Genomic DNA, 23,307 nt, shown 5'->3' on the forward strand with positions numbered 1-23,307 from the left:
AGCTAAATCTCAACTAACGAACGAGGTGTGGTCACGATGAACCGAAAAACCGTTGAACTCTCTGAAACGCAAAAAGGAATCTATTTCGATTGCCAAATGAACGATCCTGCTTCGTATAACATCTCCGCTTCGATACAAATTAAACCATTGAAATTAGATATGTTTCATCGGGCTATCGAATTGCTCATGTATGAACAAGTGGTGCTGCGTGCCCGGATTGAGATACAACGTGATGTACCGGTGCTGACTGTTCATGAAGAAATGGATCCTGAGTTTGTTTTCCGGGATCTGAGCGACGAGAAGCAAGAGGATCTGAAGGAAAAGCAGTTAAAGGCATGGATCGAGGAATGCATCGGAACTCCTTTTTCTTTGGAGGAAGGACCTCTGTTCCGCATGATGGTTATTCAGATGGACGAAAATCGGCATATCCTGACCATGTGTATCCATCATCTGATCTGTGACGGGATTTCGCTTGAACTATTTAAAAACAAACTGATTCATCTGTACTCATGCCTTCTGCTGGAACAGCCCGTGGACGTAAAACAGGATGAGGGATTCATCTCCTACGTTGAAGCTGAAAATCAGAAACTGCAAGACAACCAGTACAACCGGGAACAGGCTTACTGGATGAGCCAGATGAATGGGGCAGAGCCCCTGGCGTTACAGCATGATTATCCGGCAGGCGCTTCGCAAGAGGGACTGGGCTATGAATTGCGTTTTGACATTTCGGAATCGCTGATGACGGATATTACGCAAGTATCCAAAGACAACGAAGTAACCGTATTTATGTTTTTTATGGGCGCCTTTGCAATCCTCATGAATAAATATGCGGGTACACAGGATATTACGTTTTCTTCCCCGTATTCACATCGGCCAGGGATGGATTTGGAAGAAACGATCGGTTGTTTTGTCCATATGCTGCCTATGCGATTTCACCTTGACCCCGAATCCACGCTAACACCTCTGCTGCAACAAGTAGCCGCAACCTGGATGGAGACTTATAGACATATCGGTTACCCGAACAACCTCATCGTCAGGGACAGTATGTTACAGGCTCGGCCTGGATCACCATCGTTGTTTGATATCTCCTTTGTCTATGATTCCTACGAAGAAGAAGATGCTTTTGGAACGCATATGTTGGAACAGGACCAGGTTACTTTTCCTGGTGATCTGATGGTAATCCTGTATCGCTCACCTCAAGGTACACAATTGAAGCTTCAATATAAATCAAATCTCTTCCATGCCGATTCCATGAATCGTATGGGGCAACGGTTCCTCTATTTGCTTGAACAGCTGGCAGCCTCTCCTGAGAAGTCCATCCGTGAGTTCAGTCTGCTGATGCAGGAGGAAAGAGAGACCCTGCTTCACGAGCTCAATCAAACTGCTTATTTCCCGTACATCCCGCAACATATTATCGATGTATTCCATGAGAAAGTTGCACGATTTCCGGATCGCGTTGCTCTGCTGGAAGGCAGCCAACATCAGACGTATGCGGAGGTCAATGCCAAAGCCAATCAACTGGCCAATCAGATCATGGCGCGAAAGAGCAGGGATAACGAAGCAGTCGGCGTTCAAATGCCCCGCAGCTCAGATCTGGTGATTGCCTTGCTCGCTGTGTTAAAAGCAGGATGTGCTTTTGTCCCTGTGGACCCGGCCTATCCCTTCTCCAGAAAGAGCTATATTGTAGCGGATGCAAGCATATCGATCGTGCTGGCCATCCAGCCTGAAGAAGAGGACAAACTGCTCGATGTACATTTTATATACACGGCAGATGGTCATGCCTACACAGGAGATTGCTCCAATCCCGGACATGAACTCAACCCGCATAGTCTTGCCTACATCATGTACACCTCGGGATCAACAGGCAAACCGAAGGGAGTTATGATCGAGAATCACAGCGTAGTAAACACTCTGCTTGATCTGGAGCGGCGCTTTCCGGTACAGGCCAATGATGTGTATTTGCTGAAAACGGCTTATACCTTTGATGTTTCCGCGACGGAACTGTTCGGCTGGTTTATGGGAGAAGGTGCCTTAAGTATCCTTGAGCCTGGAGCAGAAAAAGATCCTTCCCGTATTGCGTCCACCGTTGCGGCACATCAGGTAACCCATATCAATTTTGTCCCTACCCTGTTCCGTCTTTTTCTGGAAACGATGGAACTGCGTTCAGACCTATCGCCACTTGAAACGTTGAAATGGGTCTTTGTTGGCGGAGAGGCTGTTACACCGGACATAATTCAGAAATACAACAAGCTGGGTATACGGGCAAGTCTGGAAAATGTATACGGCCCGACAGAGTGCACCATCTGGGTATCGCATTATGCATTAAGCAACTATGAAGGCCCAGGTACTGTACCGATCGGCTTCCCGCTTAATGAGTCAAGATGGTATGTCGTTGGCAGTGATAACAGCCTTCAGCCTGTCGGTATTCCCGGGGAGCTGTGCCTAAGCGGAGTAGGACTTGCCCGTGGGTATCTTAATCTGGAACAGATGACTCATGAGAAGTTTGTCCTCAATCCTTTTTATGAAGAAGGGCAAGACCCGGAGTATTTCAGGTATATGTACCGCACTGGTGACCTGGTTCGTTCGCTCCCCAGCGGAACAATCGAATATCTGGGTCGCATTGATTTTCAGGTCAAATTTCAGGGAGCCAGACTGGAGACGGGAGAAATTGAGAATGGCCTGTCATCCTATCCGGGAATTATTCAGAGCGTTGTGGTCATGAAATCGTTTGAGGGCAGACCGGGCTTGCTATGTGCGTATTATCTGTCAGAGCAGGAACTCCCTGCATCCCAGTTAAGAGAGCATTTATCCAATTCCCTGCCGGCGTATATGATTCCATCCGTATTTATACATAAGTCTGAATTTCCGCTGAATAGCAGTGGGAAGATTGACCGGAATGCGCTTATGGCGGATATGACACATACCCACGCTTCCAGTACAATTTATGCCGCTCCGGTCACTGAACTTGAGAAGATTGTGGCTGCGGTATGGTCCCAGGTGCTGGGCGTTGAAAAAGTAGGCAGGGATGATCATTTCTTCGATTTGGGTGGCAATTCATTTTCCGTTATTCAGGCTCACAATAAGCTCAAGCATTATACAGATGTGGATTTCCCCGTTCCCCGCTTTTTTGAATGTCCAACACTGCGTCAATTTGCAGCTCAGGAACAGGCTGAAGAAGTCTACACACTGCCTTCTGAACGGGAGAAGATGTTTCAACGCAGGGCAGGCATCCAGCGGGAAGACATTGCTATCGTGGGTATGGCCGTGAATGTGCCGGGCGCGGAGGACATACGGGAGTTCTGGAGCAATCTGGTTGAACGGCGCGAGAGTATTCATTTTTATAGTGACGAGGAATTGAGAGAGCTTGGCGTGGATGAAACATTGCTACGTTCTCCCCGATACGTCAAGGCCAAAGGCCGTGCGAACGGTATTGATGAGTTTGACGCCGGCTTCTTTGACTACACACCAGGGGAAGCCAAGATGATGTCACCGCAGTTCAGACTCCTTTATCAGGGAATATGGGAAGCACTGGAGGATGCGGGCTGCAAACCGGATGAGGCAGGGAAAGTGGGCGTTTTCCTGGGCGGTTCCGATGATTTTGAATGGTATCGTCAGGTGCTCTATAACGATGCAAACTATAGCAGCAAGTACGAAGCTTTTACGCTCAGCACCAATCATTTTCTCGCGACCCGAATGGCGTACAAGCTTAATTTGAAAGGTCCGGCCTATACCGCACTGACGGGATGCTCCACTTCACTGGTTACTCCTCATCTGGCGTGCCAATCGCTCATTGTTGGGGAATGCGATGTGGCTGTAGCTGGTGGAATTACGGTGGAGCTTCCGAATGAAGGGGGCTACCTGTACGAGGATGGCATGATGTTTTCAGCCGACGGTCACTGTCGCCCATTCGATGCAGATGCCAGCGGAACGGTTTTCTCCAATGGCATGGGACTCGTGGTGCTGAAGCGGGTGAGCGATGCGCTGCACGACGGAGATCATATTTACGGCGTGATCAAGGGATCAGCCATTAACAATGACGGGCAGGAGAAACTCAGTTTTCTTGCTCCAAGCGTGAGCGGCCAAACCGAAGTGATTCAGGATGCTTACAAGGTAGCCGGAGTGGATCCGGAAACGGTGAGTTATATCGAAGCCCACGGTACAGGAACGCTGCTCGGTGATCCAATCGAGGTGAATTCGTTAACTCGTGCGTTTGCTTCGGATCAGAAGCAGTTCTGTTATCTTGGGTCGGTCAAGGGCAATGTAGGGCACATGGATACAGCGGCTGGAGTTGTAGGTTTGATTAAAGTCGCGCTTAGCCTGGGACAAGGGTATATTCCGGGAACAGCCAATTACGAGAAGCCAAACCCCAAGATTGATTTTTCAAATACACCTTTCAAAATCAATGCACACGGGGTGAATTGGAAACAGGCCAACGACGGGCTTCTGCGGGCAGGAATCAATTCATTTGGTGTGGGGGGCACGAACGCTCACATGGTATTGGAGGAGGCACCCGAGATGGAGAATTGCAGTCCGGATGATGATGTTAATCTATTGCTTTTTTCAGCTAAAACAGAGCACTCGCTGAATCGCACGGCTGAACGGATCATGGAGCATCTACTGGAGCAGCCGCAAACATCGGTTTCTAACGCAGCCTGGACTCTCCAGACAGGTCGATCTGTTTTTGCATATCGCAAGGCGTTGGTTGTGGACAAGACATGGAGGGACCATCCTGAAAAGTTGCTACAGCAGCTTCAGAAAGCACGTGTGGTTCATCAATCGCCACAAGGCAGCCGTCCTGTATTCTTTATGTTCCCAGGCCAGGGCAGTCAGTATCAGGGCATGGGGGCAGAATTGTACAAATCTGCGGAACAGTCCGGCATAGCTCCCCTGTTCAGAAGTTATATTCAGGAGATTCTTGATCTGCTTCCTGCGGAGGAACGGGAAGATATGCTGTCCGTTGTATATGGCGATCAGCAGCCTGAACGAATCAACCAGACGGAGTACAGCCAGTTTGCGTTGTTTATGACCGGTTATGCCATGGCTAAATCACTGCTGGATCTGGGTATTCGTCCGGATGGCATGATTGGGCACAGCATTGGAGAATTGGCTGCAGCAGCTGTAGCCGGAGTATTCGAGCTGCAAGACGCCGTTCAGATGGTACGTCTCCGCGGACGTTTGATGCAGCAGCAGCAGCCAGGTGTCATGCTCGCCATTATGGCGGATGCAGCACGGGTGAAGTTACAACTGGAACAAGACGAAGATGTTTGGCTGGCCCTTGTTAATACGACAGGCTCCTGTGTGGTGGGCGGAACGGCAGCATCTATTGCAAGAATGGAAGCCAAGGCAGAAAGACAGGGCTGGAAATGTGTTCGTGTCAAAACTTCTCACGCGTTTCATACCCCAATGATGGACCGCGCAGCCACCGAGTTTGGACGTTATCTGGCAGAGCACTCGCTTCATGAACCAGCGATCCCGTTGTTGTCCAATACGAGTGGGACATGGGCCCGTTCTGATGAAATTACGAGTCATGACTATTGGTCCCGGCACATTTTGCAACCAGTACTGTTTGAAGCGAATCTGGCTGAAGTGTTGAAGGATGATCGTGCCGTGTTGATTGAGGTTGGAGCAGGGCGAACGTTGAGTTCCTTTGTCCGACAGCATACACGGTCACGTGATTCTCAGACCGTGCTGAACATGCTGCGTCACGTGAAGGAATCAGAGCAAGACCATGTTTATGTAAGTCGAAGACTCGCCGAATTATGGTGCGAAGGTATTGAGCTGAACTGGAAGGTGCTCAAGGGCGAGATGATACGCCGAAAATGCTCATTGCCGACATATGTATTCCAAAAGCAATTCTATCCTGTGGGTGTTTCACTTTCGGAGACATCGATATCTGATCGAATAGGAAACAGAAACGAACGGATGGTTTCGGAACGGAAACAGGCAGGGCGTTCAGCGCCACTGGCAGGAGCAGGGGAAGTCTATAATGGTGGGCCAGACCAGTTAAAGCAGGTAGTGCTTGAGGCATATCGAACGATCTTTGGCATAGAGGATCTGGAAGAAGACGTTAACTTCTTCGCGGTTGGAGGCGATTCCCTCAAAGCCGTCAGCCTGTCGGCGTCCATCCGCTCATATACAGGCATTCAACCTGAGGTTGCCGATGTATTCAACTATTCTACACCTGTTCAGTTAGCTGAGCATATCTATGAATTGGCAAAACCGGACTTGAATCTGCAAGGTCAGCAAACGATTCATCCTGCGGCTAAGATGGAGGCTTACCCGATCTCTCCCGCACAGATGCGTATGTATACTCAGGCCATGCTTGATCCAGGCAGTACAGCTTACAACTTGCCATCTGCAACCATCATTGAAGGGGACTTGAATCCCCGGAAGGTCGAAGCCGCACTGGAGAAGCTGGTGCAGCAGCATGAAGTTCTCAGAACATCATTTGAGATCCGGGGGGATCAGGTCGTTCAGTTGATTCATCCATCCGCACGTTTGGAGATGGGTTATGCCCAAAAGGAATTGGCGAACGATCAAGAGGTAACATCGTTGATTCAGTCACTGATTCGTCCATTTGATCTGAAGCAGACGCCACTTATGCGGGTGGACCTGATCCGAATTGGCGAGCGGAAGCATCTGCTGTTCTTTGATATCCACCATATCATAGCAGATGGTACATCTGTCGAAATAATCACCCGTGATTTCAATACGCTGTATTTCGGCGGAGAATGTGCTGCCCGTCTGCAGTACAAGGATTACGCAGTATGGCAGCAGCAGCGTCTTGCTTCACAGGGTTACCAATCGCATCAGGCGTTCTGGCTGGAACATCTGGGCCCTTCGGTGCCTGCCCTCCAGCTTCCGTTAGATCATGCACGTCCTTCGCAGCGAACCATGAAAGGGGAACGTCTCCATTTCACCCTGAGCCCTTCGTTGACAGAGCGCCTGCACAAGCTAGCTTCTTCTTCCGAATCTTCGATGTACATGGTGATGCTTAGCGTATGGAATCTGCTCCTTGCACAGCACACGGGGCAGGAGGATATTGTGGTAGGTACGCCTGTTGCGGGCAGGCTGCAAGAGGAGATCAGAGAGACGGTAGGGATGTTCGTCAATATGCTTGCCATGCGAAACTTTCCAGCTCGTGGGCGTGTGTATAGTGATTTTCTGCGCGAACTCAAGCAGCACACACTGGACGCATTTGCTTATCAGGAGTATCCGTTTAATGAACTTGTGACGCAGTTGGGTGCCAAGCGAGAGCTCAATCGAAATTCAATATTTGACGTTTGTTTTGATTATCAGAACATGGAGCTGCATGGACTTGAGCTTGACGGTTTGTTCTTCAGCTCTCTCCCGGTGGAGACGGGGACGTCTACCTATGATCTGCTGCTGACCTGTCAGGAAAACAGGGAGAAGCAAGTGATGGAAGGATATTTGGAGTTTTCGCTGGATGTGTTCGAACGGACAACCATCCAAAAGTTCATGGAGGACTTCATCGGCTTGTGTGAGCTGGTTGTTCAGCAGCCGGATCTGTCTGTGAGCGAGCTGCTGGAGCAAAACTCCCATTCTCGGGAACCCGCCATGCATCCGCTTGTTGGCCCGCATTTGATATATGATTACACGCTCGGTTTGCACAGTTTGTTTGAACAGCAGGCGAAGCTTGTGCCGGACAAAGTCGCGCTGTTAACTGCCTCAGGAGCTGCCCTTACGTACAGGGAACTGGATGAGAAGGCAAACACGCTGGCATGGAAGCTGCTGGATCAGGGCGTCCGCAGGGATGAACCTGTAGGCATAATGTCCAGGCGTAATGAGGCGCTGATTATTATGCTGCTTGCCGTGCTGAAAGCAGGAGCAGCTTACGTACCTCTGGACCCGGCTTTTCCGGAACAGCGGATTTTGAACATGATCGAAGACAGCCGGATGAACTTGGTGTTATGCACTTCCGGGGAAGAGGATACCGTCGCTTTTGACGGCGTACGGATGATCTATGATCCAATGGTCGTTGACGTGCGTTCATCCCTCAATCCCCATGTGGATGTCCTGCCTTCCGACCTTTCCTGTGTCATCTTCACTTCAGGATCGACCGGCAGACCCAAGGGGGTCATGATTACGCATGAAGCAATGGTTAATTTTGTCGAGGATATCCGGAGCAGAGGCATTTTTGCAGAGGAGACCGACCGCGTAATCAGTGTAACGACCATTTCCTTCGATATCTTTGGATTTGAAGTATGGACGCCTTTATGCACAGGCTATTCCCTTTATCTTGCCGATGAGCAGGAGCAGCTTGATCCTGTTCTGGCTTCGCTCCGCATTCGCGAACATGGCGTTACACATATTCTCAGTACAGTGTCGCGTATCAAAGCATTTGTTGAAAATACCGATTTTGCCAAAGGACTGGGCAATCTGAAGTGTATTCTTACCGGAGGTGAACGGGTTCCCGCGGGACTGCTGTCTGATCTGAAGCGACTCAGTTCGGCAAGAGTTTTTAATATGTATGGCCCAACGGAAACAACCATCTGGTCAACAACGAAGGAACTGCATGACCCGGACAGCATTACCATCGGCAATCCGATTGCCAATACAGAAGTTTATATTGTGGATGAGCAAGGTGCCATGCTGCCGCACGGAAGTTATGGTGAACTGTGTATCGCAGGTAAAGGGTTATCTCGGGGCTATCTCAACAATCCAGCAGAGACGGAAGCGCGATTTATCGCGAATTCCAATGTACTCGGTGGTCGTTTGTATCGTACAGGTGATCTCGCCTGCATTCAGCCAGATAGAGAGATTCAGTTGTTGGGACGGCTGGATCAGCAGGTGAAGATTCGTGGTTACCGAATTGAAATGAATGAAATTGAGCAGGCAGCGATGGCTCATGAATTGATCAGGGAAGCTGTGGTCAAAACCGAAGGAAACGAGCCGCACCAGCTGCAAATCATTCTGTTTTACAGTCTGAAGCCTGAGGTTGCCCTGATGGGCAATGAGGGGGATGCCATGCTTCGTTCATGGCTAAGAGAGCGTCTACCGCAATACATGATGCCGTCCCGCTTGATTCGTTTGGACAAGCTGCCGGTGCTGCCTAACGGCAAACTGAACCGCAGCGCGCTGCACCTGGCTGATGAAGAGGCGAAGCATATGGCTGGTGCACTCCCGGCATACAGCGCATCTCTTCAGGGGGCGGAACAGGCAAAAGCAGCTTTGCAGCAAATGCTTGTGGGAGCTTGGAAGGAAGTACTCAACGTGGATCACGTTGGCGTGAATGATCACTTTTTTGACATTGGCGGCAATTCACTGGGACTGATTTTGATCAATAACCGGTTGAATACGTATCTGGACCAAAGTGTTCCACTGGTGCAGCTGTTCGAGCATTCCTCCATCGCATCATTGGTTGAACATCTTATGTCCGGGCAAGTGGCCTCACCCGTTTCACCATCGATCCAGATGAGTCATGCTCATGAACTTGCTATGGGAGCTCAAGTTGAGGAAGTAAAATTGGCAAGCAGTTCGGCACCTTACGAGTTGAACCAGGCAGAAACGGAACAAGCGAGGCTGGAGTCACGAGAGCAGGAAGCTTTCGAGCAGCAACCCCCGGTTCTTTCGAAGCAAGCCGCTGTAACGCCAGCTTCGTCAGATATTGCTGTCATCGGTATGGCCGGACACTTCCCTGGTTCGAGAAGTATTGATGAATTCTGGGCAAATTTAATGGAAGGCAAGGAGGGCATCACCCGTCTGACAGAGAAGGACCTGACGGATGCAGGCGTCCGGCCTGATAGTTTTGAACATCCGGATTATGTCAGAGCCAAGGGGGCATTGCAGGATACCGAATTCTTCGATTCCGAATTTTTTGAATATCCGCAGCAGGAATCCAATATTATGGACCCGCAAATTCGTTTGCTGCATCAGTGTTCCTGGGAGGCGCTTGAGCATGCCGGATGTGATCCGTATAGCTATGAAGGTTCCATAGGTTTGTTTGCAGGCAGCGGGCTGAGTTTGCCATGGATGGTACAGTTTCTCGGTCGCTCGGGCAATCTGCTGCAAGCTTTTGAAGCCATGACGCTGAATGAGAAAGATTATATTACAACCCGGGTATCTCACAAATTAAATCTCACAGGGCCCAGCATGGCGGTACAGACCGCATGTTCGACTTCTCTCGTCGCCATCCATCAGGCAGCAGAATCACTGATCCGGGGAGAATGCGATGTAGCACTTGCTGGAGGGGTCTCCATCTCCTATCCGCTCAGAGAAGGCTATCTCTGGCATGAAGGCATGATTTATTCCAAGGACGGACATTGCAGACCGTTCGATGAACAAGCATCGGGTACCGTGTCAGGCAACGGATGCGGAATGGTTGTGCTTAAATCGCTCAGTAAAGCGCTCAGGGACGGAGATCATATCTACGGCGTGATTAAAGGCTCGGCCATTAACAATGACGGTCTGGACAAAATTGGATATACGGCACCAAGTGTTGCCGGACAGGTTAAAGTGATTGAGGCGGCACTTCAACGTTCGGGCATTGCTCCGAGTGAGATTTCCTATCTCGAAGCGCACGGAACAGGCACCAAATTGGGTGATCCGATTGAGATTGAAGCGCTCCGGCAGTCATGGGGAACGGCAGATCAAAATTATTGTGCTTTGGGTTCTGTCAAAGCCAATATCGGGCATCTGGATGCGGCAGCAGGTGTAGCGGGTTTTATTAAAACCGTGTTGACGCTGTACCACCGGGTCGCTCCACCCCAAATTCACATGCAGCGAACCAATCCGATGCTGAACTTGGAACACAGTCCTTTCTATATTAATACGGAAGCGCAGCCTTTCAGCAATCCGGCGCAGGTTCTGCGTGCGGGAGTCAGTTCGTTTGGAATCGGCGGGACGAATGCTCATGTGATCCTGGAGCAGCCACCTGTTCAGGAAAGACATGTCAATTACCAGTCCGTGCAGCTGCTGCCATTCTCGGCCAAGAGCGAAACAGCGCTGGAACGAACGTATGAATCGGTTTTGCAGGCCATCCATACCATGCCGGAGCAGTTGTCCGATGCCGCATGGACCTTGCAGAAGGGCCGAAGCAGGTTCAAACACCGAAGGGTGATGGTTGCGGTAGATGGTTATATCCCGCCAAGGGGGCAGGCTGGCGACTATGAGACTCGAGCAAGCATAGCGGAGGGAAGGCCGAAAGTGATATTCGACCTCGACGGAACTGCAAATTGGGAAGCACGCAAAATTCGGGAGCTGTATGCTTCCGTGTATCGCAGTCAGCCCTCGGAGGCGTTCAAACTGCACTTTGAAGAGATACTGAGCCTTTTTGAGTCCAAGGAACAGTATGCGATTCGCCAGGGCATGGGACGGCCGTTAACGGATTCCGGGCTAGAGCGTATGCATTGCTTTGTTGTACAGTACGCACTGTTCAGGACGGTCATGCAGTTCGGTATCCAACCGGATGCTGTTTGCGGACAGGGTGTTGGTGAACTGGTTGGCCTGGTCATCAGTGGTGCGCTTGAACCAGTACACGCCGTTCCTCTTTTATACGGTAAGGAAGACTGGTCATGGCAGGAAGGCGCCTTGTCAGATGGATTGGCAGGAAGACTGACAGATGAATATGCAGCAGACCTTGTGTCCAGGATTCGACCACTTTGTTCAAGGGAAATGCTATTTCCTTTACAGAATCGAGAGTCTTTTTCAGAGAGTGCAGGTGACAGGAGTCTGCTCTGGATCACGGTAAGTCCGCAGCAGGATAAGATACAAAGCTTCAAGAACGTGTACTCGACATCAAATGTCATTTCTCTACTGGAGAATCGTCCTGGTTCACTTGAGGCGGATGTATACTTCATGAAAATGCTTGGCTCCTGCTGGTGCTCCGGCATTGAGCTGGATTGGGCACAGTTATACGGAACGGATCGGGGACGAATCATGTCTTTGCCAACCTACTCCTTTGATCCGATTCCCCATAAACATGATGTTCCATTGTACCAACTTGCAGGTATGCCGCAGGCGGCAGCAAGTTCAGAACAAGCTGTAGAATCCTCTTTGTCTGCAGCGGCAGGATTTTCGATGACTGAGAACGAGATACAGGCTGCTTTGCTGCAGTTATGGCAGGAATTGCTTGGTTGCGATTCAGTTGATCCCGAAGATGATTTCTTCCAGCTTGGGGGGCACTCGTTGAAGGCGATATCTCTAGTGTCACGCATAAAGGAAGTTTTTGGACTGCATTCAGGATTGGACGATGTATTTGAACATTCTGGTTTTGCCCAGATGGTGCAATGGATTAGTGAGCATCAATCTGCAAGCAACTACGGATCAATGAATTCCATTCCGCCTGTGAAGCAGAAGGATAGGTACAAGACGACTTCTGCTCAGCGAAGAATGTACGTGATGCATGAGTGGATGAACGGGGAGAGTACGGCGTATAATCTGGCGAGCTTTTACAGAATTAATGGCGAGTTGGACATTGCTCAGTTCCAGACGATAATGGATGCTCTGATTCAGCGGCATGAATCGTTCCGCACCCGGTTTGAAATGGTTGATGGTGAGCTTTTTCAGATCGTGGAGGATCAGGTTCCAAAGGTCGTGGAAGTGCTGGAATCGGAGAGCATGGCGATAGAGCATGTGCAGCATTGGGTTCAGCCCTTTAATCTGACCTGTGCACCATTAATTCGTGTGAAACTCGCTCGCCTTTCAACCCGCGAGCACATCTTGTTTATCGACATGCATCACATTATTTCCGATCAGAGCTCTATTGCCATTCTGATGCAGGAATTTGCTCGCATGTACCAGGGAGAGGCTCTGGAACCACTTCATATCCAATATAAGGATTATGCGGAATGGCTTCATGAGCGTACGCTGCATGGTGTATCAGCTGAAGATGCAGAATTCTGGAAGCAGCAATTTACGGATATCCCGACACCACTCGAATTGCTTACCGATTACCCGAGACATGAGGCTACATCTTACAGGGGAGACAGACTTTCAATAGCACTGGATGAGTTGTTGAGCGGGCAGGTCAACGAATTCTGTACCCGACATGGCATTACACCGTACATGCTGTTCATGGCAACGCTGAACGTATTGATCTGGAAGTACACAGCCCAGGACGATCTGGTTGTTGGTACAGCGGTGGCGGGCCGTGAACAACCCGAACTGGACAGTGTTGTTGGAATGTTTGTTAACATGTTAGCCATTCGTACAAGCATGCACGAAGAACTGTCCATCGTGGATTACGTGCAAGGGGTACGTGATAAGCTGTTGTCCTGTTATGCACATCAACAATATCCGTACGAGGCGCTGGTAGAACAGCTCGGTTTATTTGGTGACACCAGTCGTAATCCGCTTTTTGATGTCGTGCTGAATTATATCAACATGGGGACGGCTGATCCTGAAGTGGGTGAATTGACATTTGTACCATGGATGGAGGGCAGTGTGGAGGCCAAGTTTGATCAAACCTGGACAGTGGCCGAACATGAGCAGTACTACACGGTGGAACTGGAATATCGCAAGGACCTGTTCAGAGCAGAGTCCATGCAGCTGATGCTGGATAAATTCCGGTATATTTTGTCCCAAATGACTACAAGTGATGTGGAACGAATTCGTCAGATCAGCCTAACTTTACCGGAAGAGGAAGAGTGGCTGATATATGGAGTGAATGATAATGCCATTGAGTATCCGCGAGATGCAACCATTCCTCAGTTGTTTGAAGAACAGGTTCGGTTGAACGGTCAGCAAACAGCTTTAGTCTGGGAAGACGCGGAATGGAGTTATGCTGATTTGAATCAACGAGTCCAATGGCTGAGTTCCAGATTGATGAGCGAAGGTGTGAAATCGGGCTCCAGTATTGCTCTGATCCTGGACCGTGGACCGATCCAAATGGTCAGCATCCTTGCTACACTCAAAGCTGGCTGCAGCTATGTCCCGATTGATCCTGCTTCGCCGCCTGTGAGAATCGAATTTATTTTAAAGGATAGCGGTGCATCCGTTCTGTTAACGGAGAGAGAGTATGCCGTCACCTGGCAGTCGGTGGTACCTTGTATTGTGCCTGCCGATGAACTGGAAGGGTTCATCTCGCCGTCGATGACAGAACTTGAGAACGATATGGAAGGCAACGATACAGGTGATATGGGGATTACGGCTCTTGACCCGGCTTATATCATCTATACATCAGGATCAACCGGAACTCCAAAAGGTACGGTGATGAGTCATCGCAATGTGATCAAAGTGATGAAAACCAGCAACTTTGTGACCGTGGTGCCTGAAGATCGCGTTCTGCAAATCTCGAATTATGCATTTGATGGTTCCATTTTCGATATCTTCGCTTCATTAATAAATGGGGCAACGCTTGTACTAATCTCAAAAGAGGTCACTCTGGATATGACCAGCTTGGCTGACGTCATTCGCCAACAACGAATAACGGTATTCTTCATCACAACCTCGTTGTTCAATCTGTTGGTGGATTGGGATGCAGAATGTTTGAAAAATGTGCGCAGAGTTATGTTTGGCGGTGAGGCTGCATCAGTGAGTCATGCCAACAAAGCTCTCGCAGTAGTGGGGCCGGGCAAATTGTTGAACGGATATGGACCAACGGAAGCAACCTTTTTTGCCTCCTACCATTTACTTGAACAAATGGAGCCTTACTCAGGTTCTTTGCCTATAGGATATCCATTATCGAATACCGCACTATATGTTCTGGATGATGGTCTGAGACCTGTCCCACCCAACGTTCCTGGTGAACTGTATATCAGTGGGGACGCTGTTGGAATCGGTTATCTCAATCGTCAGGAACTTACAAGCAAACACTTTCTGGACGATCCTTTCCGAAAGGGAGAGCGGATGTACAAGACAGGGGACATTGTCAAACGTTTGGTGGACGGCAGTTTGATGTTCATTGAACGCGCTGATTTTCAAGTCAAGATCAGAGGTTTTCGCATTGAGTTGTCGGAGATTTCCAACTGCATGGAACGCCTTGCGGGTGTTCGGGATGCGTATGTCATGACAGCTGCCGATGCGTCGGGCAGTCTCTATATCACAGCCTATTACACCTGTGAATCCCATACTGTAATTCATGCGGAGGAACTTCGAAGAGAGCTTCAACAACGGCTGCCTGAATATATGGTGCCGGCACAGATTCAACGTTTGGACCATCTGCCGATTAATGCAAATGGCAAAGTGGACCGAAAAGCCTTATCGGAGATGCAAGAAGTTCCATCGGTATTTAACGAAGAGAAATCACCCCGAACAAGGGTGGAGCGGACTATTCTTGACGCCATGCGTCAGGTTTTGGGAAATCCGGCTTTTGGCATGGAAGATCATTTCTTCCAGAGCGGGGGGCACTCGCTGAAGGCGATTGCATTCACTCAAATTTTGTCAAAAGAAGGAATTGCCATCAAGGTAAACGAATTATTCCAATATCCGACAGTTCGAGGGCTTGTCAATCTGGTACAGATCCGTCCTCAAGCGTCCGTTTTGTACGAAGAAAGCCTGCAAATTCAGTCCCCCATTACCATTCCACAGGACATCCCACTACATGAGAATCAACTGGACAGCCTGGTCCTGCATGTAATAAACAGCTGTAATCAGGTTTCATCCTTCATGGCGGGCACGACCACCGTTGATCGTTTCCCACTCTCTCCAATCCAACAGGCACATGTTTCTGCAACTTCACGAGCAAGCGGATTTATAACTACACTTGAAGGCGATTTGAACGAACAGGCGGTCAAAGCATTGATCCTCAGGGTGGTAGCCCGGCATCAACTGCTGCACAGCATCATATACGAGACAGATACATTGAACTGGCATCAGTGTGATCTGTCGTTAGCCGCCGATATGCTGCAACAATTGATACCGTATCTGGATACACGTCATTACGCTCAGGCTACCCTGGAACGATTGGAGCATAGATTGGCACAGACCTTGCTGCACCAGATTTACAATCTGAATGAATTGCCTTGGCGTCTGTGTATACTGCGTACAGGAAACAGGGAGCACAAGTTTTTCTGGAGTTTTGATCATCTGGCGTTTGATGGCATGAGTGCGGAGATTATCAAACAACAGCTGGAGCTGGAGGCATTCAATATCCAGCAAGGGTTCGAAACTGTTCACCCATACAATGTTCTGAAGTATGAGGACTACGTACGGTTGGTGTCTAATGGACCGGCAGGGGTGGACGAGAATGAATTGGAACAACAATTTTCACTCCGATTGTGGGAAGAGTGCAACAGCAGCATCACCAACAAGCTCCAGGAAACAGAACGTCCGCAATCTTCATCGATAATGGTTGAATTACCGCGTGCCGGGAAAGAGAATGTCGATGATTGGTGGGCAAGTTTCCGATCCTTTGCTGACATTATTGCAACCTATCTAGATGTAAACCAGTTGCCCGTTGCTCTGGTGCATTACGGCAGGGAATACGGCGAGCAGTCCTTTTACAACCATGTGGGTGAATTCCTCGATCTGATCCCGGTGCTTGTAGGCCGTGATTTTACTCAGGAAGACCTGATCAAACAACTGGATTGGGTGAAACGACATCATATCAATTTTATGGCACTTGCCCAAGAAGCTCCTGTTTCAGCGGACTATGCTGTCATTCAGAAACACTTGGGAGCAGCATACCGGAAGACCGCAGACCAGGAACATCGGAATTTGATTCTGTTCAATTATCAGGGCTTCATCTCCAGTCGAGAGGCGGTTCCGATGTTGGAAACATCGGACGAGCATGACCTTTCTTCAGCTCTAGCTCAATTTGAATGGGTCATTCATTACGACGAAGAGTATCTGTATGTTCATTTGACTTGTCAAGCCGGGCTGGATACCAAGCGTTTACAACAGCTTATTCACCAGCAGATCGGCAGCGATGTGAAAGTGAAAGTTCATAATGAGGCAGTGGAGGTGCAGCATGTCCAGTAAATCCATACAACGAGGGCCCGAACTGATTGTGCCGGAGTATTATTCGACTGTGGCTGAGCTTCTAATATATATTGCAGCGGTTCATCCCGAAAAGGGAATCACGTATATCAGTTCTTCAGGTGACGAACAGTTTGAATCGTATCCGGAATTGCTGATTCAGGCACGCCTGTACCTGCAGGGCCTCCGTGATCAGGGCATCAGGCAAGAACAGGTCGTTATTTTGGAAATAGATCAGTCCCAGGAATTTTACCGTACGTTTTGGGCTTGTATGCTGGGCGGCATTGTTGTCGCCCCTGTGAGTCCTCCTGCAGCTTGGGAACCAGGCTCGGCCGGTCTGGACAAATTCACGAAAGTCTGGGAGGTTCTGGAGCGTCCGGTTGTGATCGTTGAGGAAGCATACATGCCGAAATATAGTCAACTCGCGAACAATGCGGTATTTGAAGGCCTTTCGTTAATCAGTGTGAACAAGCTCAAGGCATCCCGAAATCCGGCGAAGGCGTGTACCACAGCACCCAATGATATTGTATTTCTGCAATTCTCATCAGGTAGTACAGGCATTCCCAAAGGGGTTCAGTTGACGAACCACAATATTATTGCGAACAGCATTGCCTGCAAGACATTTCTTGGGGCGGAAGAAGGAGACAACGTGTTTACCTGGCTGCCTCATACGCATGACATGGGGATGTTTGGACAGCATCTCACCCCTATCTTGAGCGGAGCTAACATTATGGTTATGTCTCCCTATACTTTTGTACGATCGCCTTATCTGTTTTTGAGAAAAATTACGGAGCATCAGGGGAAATGGTTCTGCTGCACCAATTTCGGTTTTGAATGGATGGTTCAGAAGATTCCGGATTCGAAACTCGGAACACTTGATCTGTCTTCACTTCGTATGACACTGAACGGTGCGGAACCTATATCCACGGCAGTAATTGAGCGCTTTGTTCAGAAATTCGCAGCTTGCGGTTATCGTCGGGACATGATGTTTCCTGCGTACGGCATGGCTGAAGCGACTGTAGGTGTATGTACTTCCATTCTGGGGGAAGAGCCGCGCATCGAACGAATCTCTCGTGCAAGGCTCGTGCAAGAAGGGCTTGCAGTTCCGGTTAATATCACGGAAAGCGAACCAACGGATGTGATTGAATTTGTCCATGAAGGGTATCCGATGACCGGCATTCAGATTCGGATTGCGAATGAGCATGGGGAAGTGCTGGATGAGCGTGTCGTTGGCGAAATTCAGATTCGCGGCGAATCGGTAACATCCGGGTATTACCACCTTCCGGACGTAAATCGTGAAATATATGTGGATGGGTGGCTGCGGACAGGCGACCTGGGTTTCATGGCCGGCGGCTCGCTCGTTGTCAGCGGACGAATCAAGGATATCGTCTTTATTCGGGGACAGAATCATTATGCCCACGATCTGGAAGAGATTCTATACCAGAATCGAAGCATTCCGAGAGGTAACCTGACGGTAGTAGGCCATTTTAACAACGCCTCACAAGTGGAGGAACTGCTAGTATTTGTGAAATACAAATCGGTTGTTCCACAGTTTCTGGAGGTGCGTCAGGATTTGATTCACCGGATGAGAGCCGAATTGGGTATTGAAATCACTCATGTTCTCCCTATTAAGGTGATACCGAAGACGACCAGCGGAAAGGTCCAGCGTTTCATGCTCAGAAACGAATATGAGTCCGGAGCATTTGATACGGATATTAAGGTTATTGAAGAACTGATTTTCCAAAACAGACAACAGCAGCAGTTCGAGGGGATTGCATCGGCGTCATTGGAACAAACGGTACGTGAAGCTTGGGCGGAAACGCTCCGGCTTCCCCTGGATCAGATTACGACGGATGTTTCTTTCCTCGCATTAGGAGGCAACTCCATTCTGTCCTACCAGCTGCTTGATAAACTGTCTGCACTTATTGGGCGTGAACTGGGTCAGGAACTGCTTGTTTTTTGCAGAACTGTACGCGAGATGGTGGAGTATCTACAGGAACTTCCTGCGGAAACAGAGCCAAGTGAACAGGCTGTGCGAGCGGATAATCATCTGAACGTACATCGTGCTATCGCCATTACCGGATTAGCCTTGCGTTTGCCAGATGCGGATACTCCGGAGCAATTCTGGAACAACCTGGTTCAGGGGCTTGATAGTGTTGACCGAATTAGCGCCGATCGTGCGATGCGTTCTAAGCGGCTGGACTGGGATGACTGGATTGGGGAACTCAAACAACCGGATACCTTTGACCATGAGTTCTTCGAGATTCCATCGGAACAAGCCACATTTATGGACCCACAGCATCGCAAACTGCTCGAAGTTTCTTACGAAGCTCTAGAAGATGCGGGCATGCTTGTGGATCAGGAGGATAAGCGCAATGTGGGTGTATACGTGGGCATTAACCCAAGCACCTATTTCGATCTGGTCGTTGACTATATGAATCAAAGTGATGGAAAGGAAGTCCATTCCCATGCGATGGTCGGCAATATGTCCAATATTGCTGCGGCTTCCATTTCACACCTGTATAACTTTACAGGTCCGGCCCTTGCCATCGACACAGCTTGCTCGTCCTTTCTCGTAGCACTGACGCAAGCCGTTACAGCCATTCAGGAAAAGCGAATTTCCGGTGCAGTTGTAGGGGGAGCAACCATTCTGGCTTCACCGCATGTACATCAGTTATCCCGCCATGCTGGAATCTGTTCATCCACGAAACATACCAAGGTCTTTGACCGAGAGGCCGATGGTTCAGTGATCGGGGAGGGTGCAGTGGTTGTATACCTGGAGCCGCTAACAGAGGCAGTTCGTGCCAATAAACATATTTATGGCCTGATTCGCGGGACAGCGGTTAACAATGATGGCTACTCTCTGGGCATTATGGCCCCGAATCCTCAAGGACAATACGAGGTGCTTCGCTCCGCTTACCGGGACGCCAATCTGAACCCGAGCGAGATATCTTATATTGAAGCACACGGGTCCGGTACGAGAATCGGTGATCCGATAGAGGTGAACGCCTTGCTTCGGTTATTTCAGGAAAAAGGGTACAACAATACCACTTCCATAGGCTTGGGTTCCGTCAAAACGAACATAGGGCATTTATTTGCAGCTTCCAGCGGTGCCAGTCTGGCCAAGGTTCTGCTCAGTATGCAGCATGCCGAATTGGCACCAAGTCTTCATATGGACAAGCCCAATCCGGCCCTCAGGCTGGAACAATCGCCTTTTCACATCGTCAGTGAGCATCGGTCATGGGACGTTCCGGAAGGGAAGACACGCAAAGCGGGCATTAGTTCGTTCGGGCTTGGAGGAACCAATGCTCACATTGTTCTGGAAGAGTGGAAAGCGTCCGTTCGGACAGAGGGTCCGGCGCGCGGACAGTTATTAACGTTTTCAGCCAAGACAGAGCAGGCTCTGCAGAAGCTGATTCATAACACCAAGCAATTTGTGTCGGAACATGAAGATCTGCATGCGGAAGATCTGTGTTTTACTCGGAACCGGTATAGAAGGCATTATCGGTATCGTGCAGCAGTCATGGTTCGCTCAACCGGGGAGTGGAATCTGGAGGACATACAATTTGGTTTCAAGTCAAGAAATCGTGCTGCTCGTGTAACGATAGTGGTAGGAAATCAGGCTGCACTTGACGCGACCTATTGGACAAGCGTGATTGAAACGCTCACCCGCTTTGTGCCTTCTATCCATGAGATTCGCGGGATAGAGGCGGGAGAAGAACTTGTTGCCAGGTTGGACCATCCTCAAAATTCGTCCAGCAAGCCAGCAAAGGCCGACATCGTCATTACAATTGCTGCAAATCCTTCGGATCAGACTGCGGGGCTTGCAGATTGCACTGGCAAGGAGCAATGGATTCATTTATCCAACAAGGATTTACTCGCTGTGGAGGAACAGCTTGCATCCTTGCTGGGACAGCTATATGTGCTTGGTGCTGCTTTGAATTGGGAACAGTTGCACCCGGATGGTTCGGGACAGATTGTGCATCTGCCATCACATCCATTCGAGCCGCATGTCCATTGGGTCGATGTGAATCAGGGAACGGAGGTCATGATATGACAAAAGAAGAAATCGTACTGTTTATGAAAAGCGAAATTGCTGCCGCACTAAATGAGGAGCCGGAGGACATTGATGAAGAGATGAACTTTCTGAAAATTGGGGTCTCTTCTGTACAGGCTCTCAAAATTATTAATCGTACGCGCAAGCACCTGCAAGTGGATATCAGTCCGGTAGCTTTGTTTGAATACAAAACCATTGCTGAATTTGCCTCATATCTCCATGAATCCCTTCTTCAAGAGGGGGTAGTTGAATGATTGAACTGGATCTGCAACAAGAGATTATTCACGAGGCTGAGCAGTTTGCTGCCAGCGAGATTCGTCCCTATGCTCAGCAGATTCAGGAACAGCAAGCCATCCCCGAATCATTGATCCGGGCCATGGCCCAAAAAGGCTACCTGGCGGCTTCTGTGCCGACTGAATATGGCGGTCTGGGCCTTGGACCGAGGTCTTATGGACAGTTGACAGAAGTGTTTGGCAAGGCTCTCCCGGCTGTACGCAGTTTATTGACGGTACATACGTCACTTGTAAGTGAAACTCTGGTTCGTTTTGGAACGGAAGAGCAAAAATCTTCATGGCTGCCCAAGCTGGTAAGCGGGGAATGGATTGGAGCCTTTGGCCTCACTGAACCGGAAGTGGGCTCGGATGCCAAAAATGTGAAGACAGAGTGGCGCGAAGAAGACGATGCTTATGTGTTGAACGGGACCAAAAAATGGATTACGTTCGGGCATTTGGCAGATGTGTTTATCATCATTGCGTCAAAGTACGGAAGAAGTACGGCTTTTTGGGTGGAACGGAAATTTGATGGTGTACTGACCAAACCCATTGAAGGCGTCATGGTGGGCGGGGAAACCGGATTGGCCGAGATTGAGCTGCATGAGGTACGTGTACCCAAAAGTCATATCATTGGACGGCTAAATGAAGGCTTCGAATACATTGTTACCGGTGCGCTTGACCAGGGCAGATACAGCATCGCTTGGGCCGGATTGGCCATTGCACAGGAAGCACTTGATTCCATGGTTACTTATTCGCGAAAGCGAAAGCAGTTTGACCAGAAACTTCATCACTTTCAACTGATTCGCGGCATGATTGGAGATGCAGTAACGAAAGTCCATGCCGCAAGGGCATTATGTTTGCGGGCAGCCGAGCTCAGAGAAGCCAGGGACCCTCAGGCTGTTATGGAAACAACCATTGCCAAATATTTCACCTCCAAAATTGCTGTGGAAGTGGCAAATGATGCGCTCCAGGTCCATGGTGCAAACGGAATTAGCAATGAATACCCCGTATCCAGGCTGTATAAGGAAGCGAAGATTCTGGAAATTATCGAAGGATCTTCGCAGATGCAGCAGGAGATGATCTCGCATTACGGTCTAAAGGCGTATTACAAGCGCGGCGGTGGAGTATGACGATCTGTGTCTTATTTCCCGGACAGGGGAGCCAGTATATCGGAATGTGCCGTGATGTGCTGAACAACGAGCCAGAGGCAAAACGCATTTTCGCCGAGGCGAGTGAAGCTCTTGGTTATGATCTGGGAGCGCTGATTATGGAAGGAACGCTGGAGCAACTAACAGACTCAGTGCATGCCCAGCCTGCTGTCGTGACGGCAAGTTATGTACTCTTCGACTCATTTGTTCGCAGTACAGGACTCGTTCCCGACTACGCGATCGGTCACAGCCTGGGAGAGATTTCGGCTCTCGCAGCCGCGGGAGCGATGCCGTTTGCCGATGCGATTCGGTTCACGGCAAGAAGAGGCGAATTAATGCACCGTGCGATTCAGGAACAAAAAGGCAGAGCCGGACTTGTGGTGGATATAACCCAGGCAGAGCTCGAGGAAATGGTCAACAACATACGTCAAACGGATTATGTGACCATCTCCGGTTACAATTCACCGAGACAATTCGTCGTTGCGGGTACCGCGAACGGGCTGCGGTTGCTGGATGACAACATAGATCAGACTAGCGGGGAATTCATCCCTTTCCGCATGATGCCCATGAAAGCAGACGCACCTTATCACTGCGAGCTGATGCGGTTTATTCAGCCTGAGCTTGATGAGCTGCTGGCCGGAATAACGTTTTCCACACCCCGATTTTCAATCTGCTCCACGGTGCATGGAGAACTGATTCAGGGGCCTGGAGACATCGCTAAGGTGCTCAGTCATCAATTGCTGCAACCGATTCGCTGGAATCAGGCATTGGCACATGTGCATCAATTGGGGGCAACGGTATGGATCGATGTTGGTCCAGGGGAAAGTATCAGGAACATGGTAGCTGAGAATACAGCACTGCCTGCCGGTTATTCCTTAGACAATCCGCAAGACCGATCCACGTTGGTTCAGCTATGTGAAACCATCACTCAAAGCAATACATAAAGGAGGCA

The 23,307-nt window shown here is 49.5% G+C and carries 5 protein-coding genes; all 5 read left to right on the top strand.

The features are described 5' to 3' along the window. Positions 1–36: 36 nt before the first annotated feature. Genes CS562_RS15700 through CS562_RS15720 form a run of 5 tightly spaced genes read left to right on the top strand, consistent with a single transcriptional unit; the run spans position 37 to position 23,299 of the window. Complete coding sequence (locus CS562_RS15700; RefSeq protein WP_099856997.1) at positions 37–16,881, top strand: hybrid non-ribosomal peptide synthetase/type I polyketide synthase; 16,845 nt, start codon at positions 37–39, stop codon at positions 16,879–16,881. After that, positions 16,871–20,935, top strand: a complete 4,065-nt coding sequence (locus tag CS562_RS15705; RefSeq protein WP_175383293.1) for a beta-ketoacyl synthase N-terminal-like domain-containing protein — start codon at positions 16,871–16,873, stop codon at positions 20,933–20,935. The genes CS562_RS15700 and CS562_RS15705 overlap by 11 nt, the downstream gene beginning before the upstream one ends. After that, a complete protein-coding gene (locus CS562_RS15710; RefSeq protein ID WP_079350544.1) occupies positions 20,932–21,189 on the top strand; it encodes an acyl carrier protein in 258 nt (85 codons plus the stop codon). Before CS562_RS15705 ends, CS562_RS15710 begins: the two co-directional genes overlap by 4 nt. Next, the gene (locus CS562_RS15715; RefSeq protein WP_099857001.1) at positions 21,186–22,337 is read left to right on the top strand and encodes an acyl-CoA dehydrogenase family protein; all 1,152 of its coding nucleotides are present in this window, start codon (positions 21,186–21,188) and stop codon (positions 22,335–22,337) included. Before CS562_RS15710 ends, CS562_RS15715 begins: the two co-directional genes overlap by 4 nt. After that, entirely contained in the window at positions 22,334–23,299 is a 966-nt protein-coding gene (locus CS562_RS15720; protein WP_099857003.1) for an ACP S-malonyltransferase, read from the top strand. Before CS562_RS15715 ends, CS562_RS15720 begins: the two co-directional genes overlap by 4 nt. The last annotated feature ends 8 nt before the right edge of the window (positions 23,300–23,307 follow it).

The sequence above is a fragment of the Paenibacillus sp. LK1 genome, from assembly GCF_002750415.1.
Lineage (GTDB): Bacteria > Bacillota > Bacilli > Paenibacillales > Paenibacillaceae > Paenibacillus > Paenibacillus taichungensis.

Excerpts from the sequence above, each read along its gene's own strand:
- CS562_RS15715 (WP_099857001.1), top strand. The coding sequence starts at position 21,186 with ATGATTGAACTGGATCTGCAACAAGAGATTATTCACGAGGCTGAGCAG.
- CS562_RS15710 (WP_079350544.1), top strand. The coding sequence starts at position 20,932 with ATGACAAAAGAAGAAATCGTACTGTTTATGAAAAGCGAAATTGCTGCC.
- CS562_RS15720 (WP_099857003.1), top strand. The coding sequence starts at position 22,334 with ATGACGATCTGTGTCTTATTTCCCGGACAGGGGAGCCAGTATATCGGA.
- CS562_RS15705 (WP_175383293.1), top strand. The coding sequence starts at position 16,871 with ATGTCCAGTAAATCCATACAACGAGGGCCCGAACTGATTGTGCCGGAG.
- CS562_RS15700 (WP_099856997.1), top strand. The coding sequence starts at position 37 with ATGAACCGAAAAACCGTTGAACTCTCTGAAACGCAAAAAGGAATCTAT.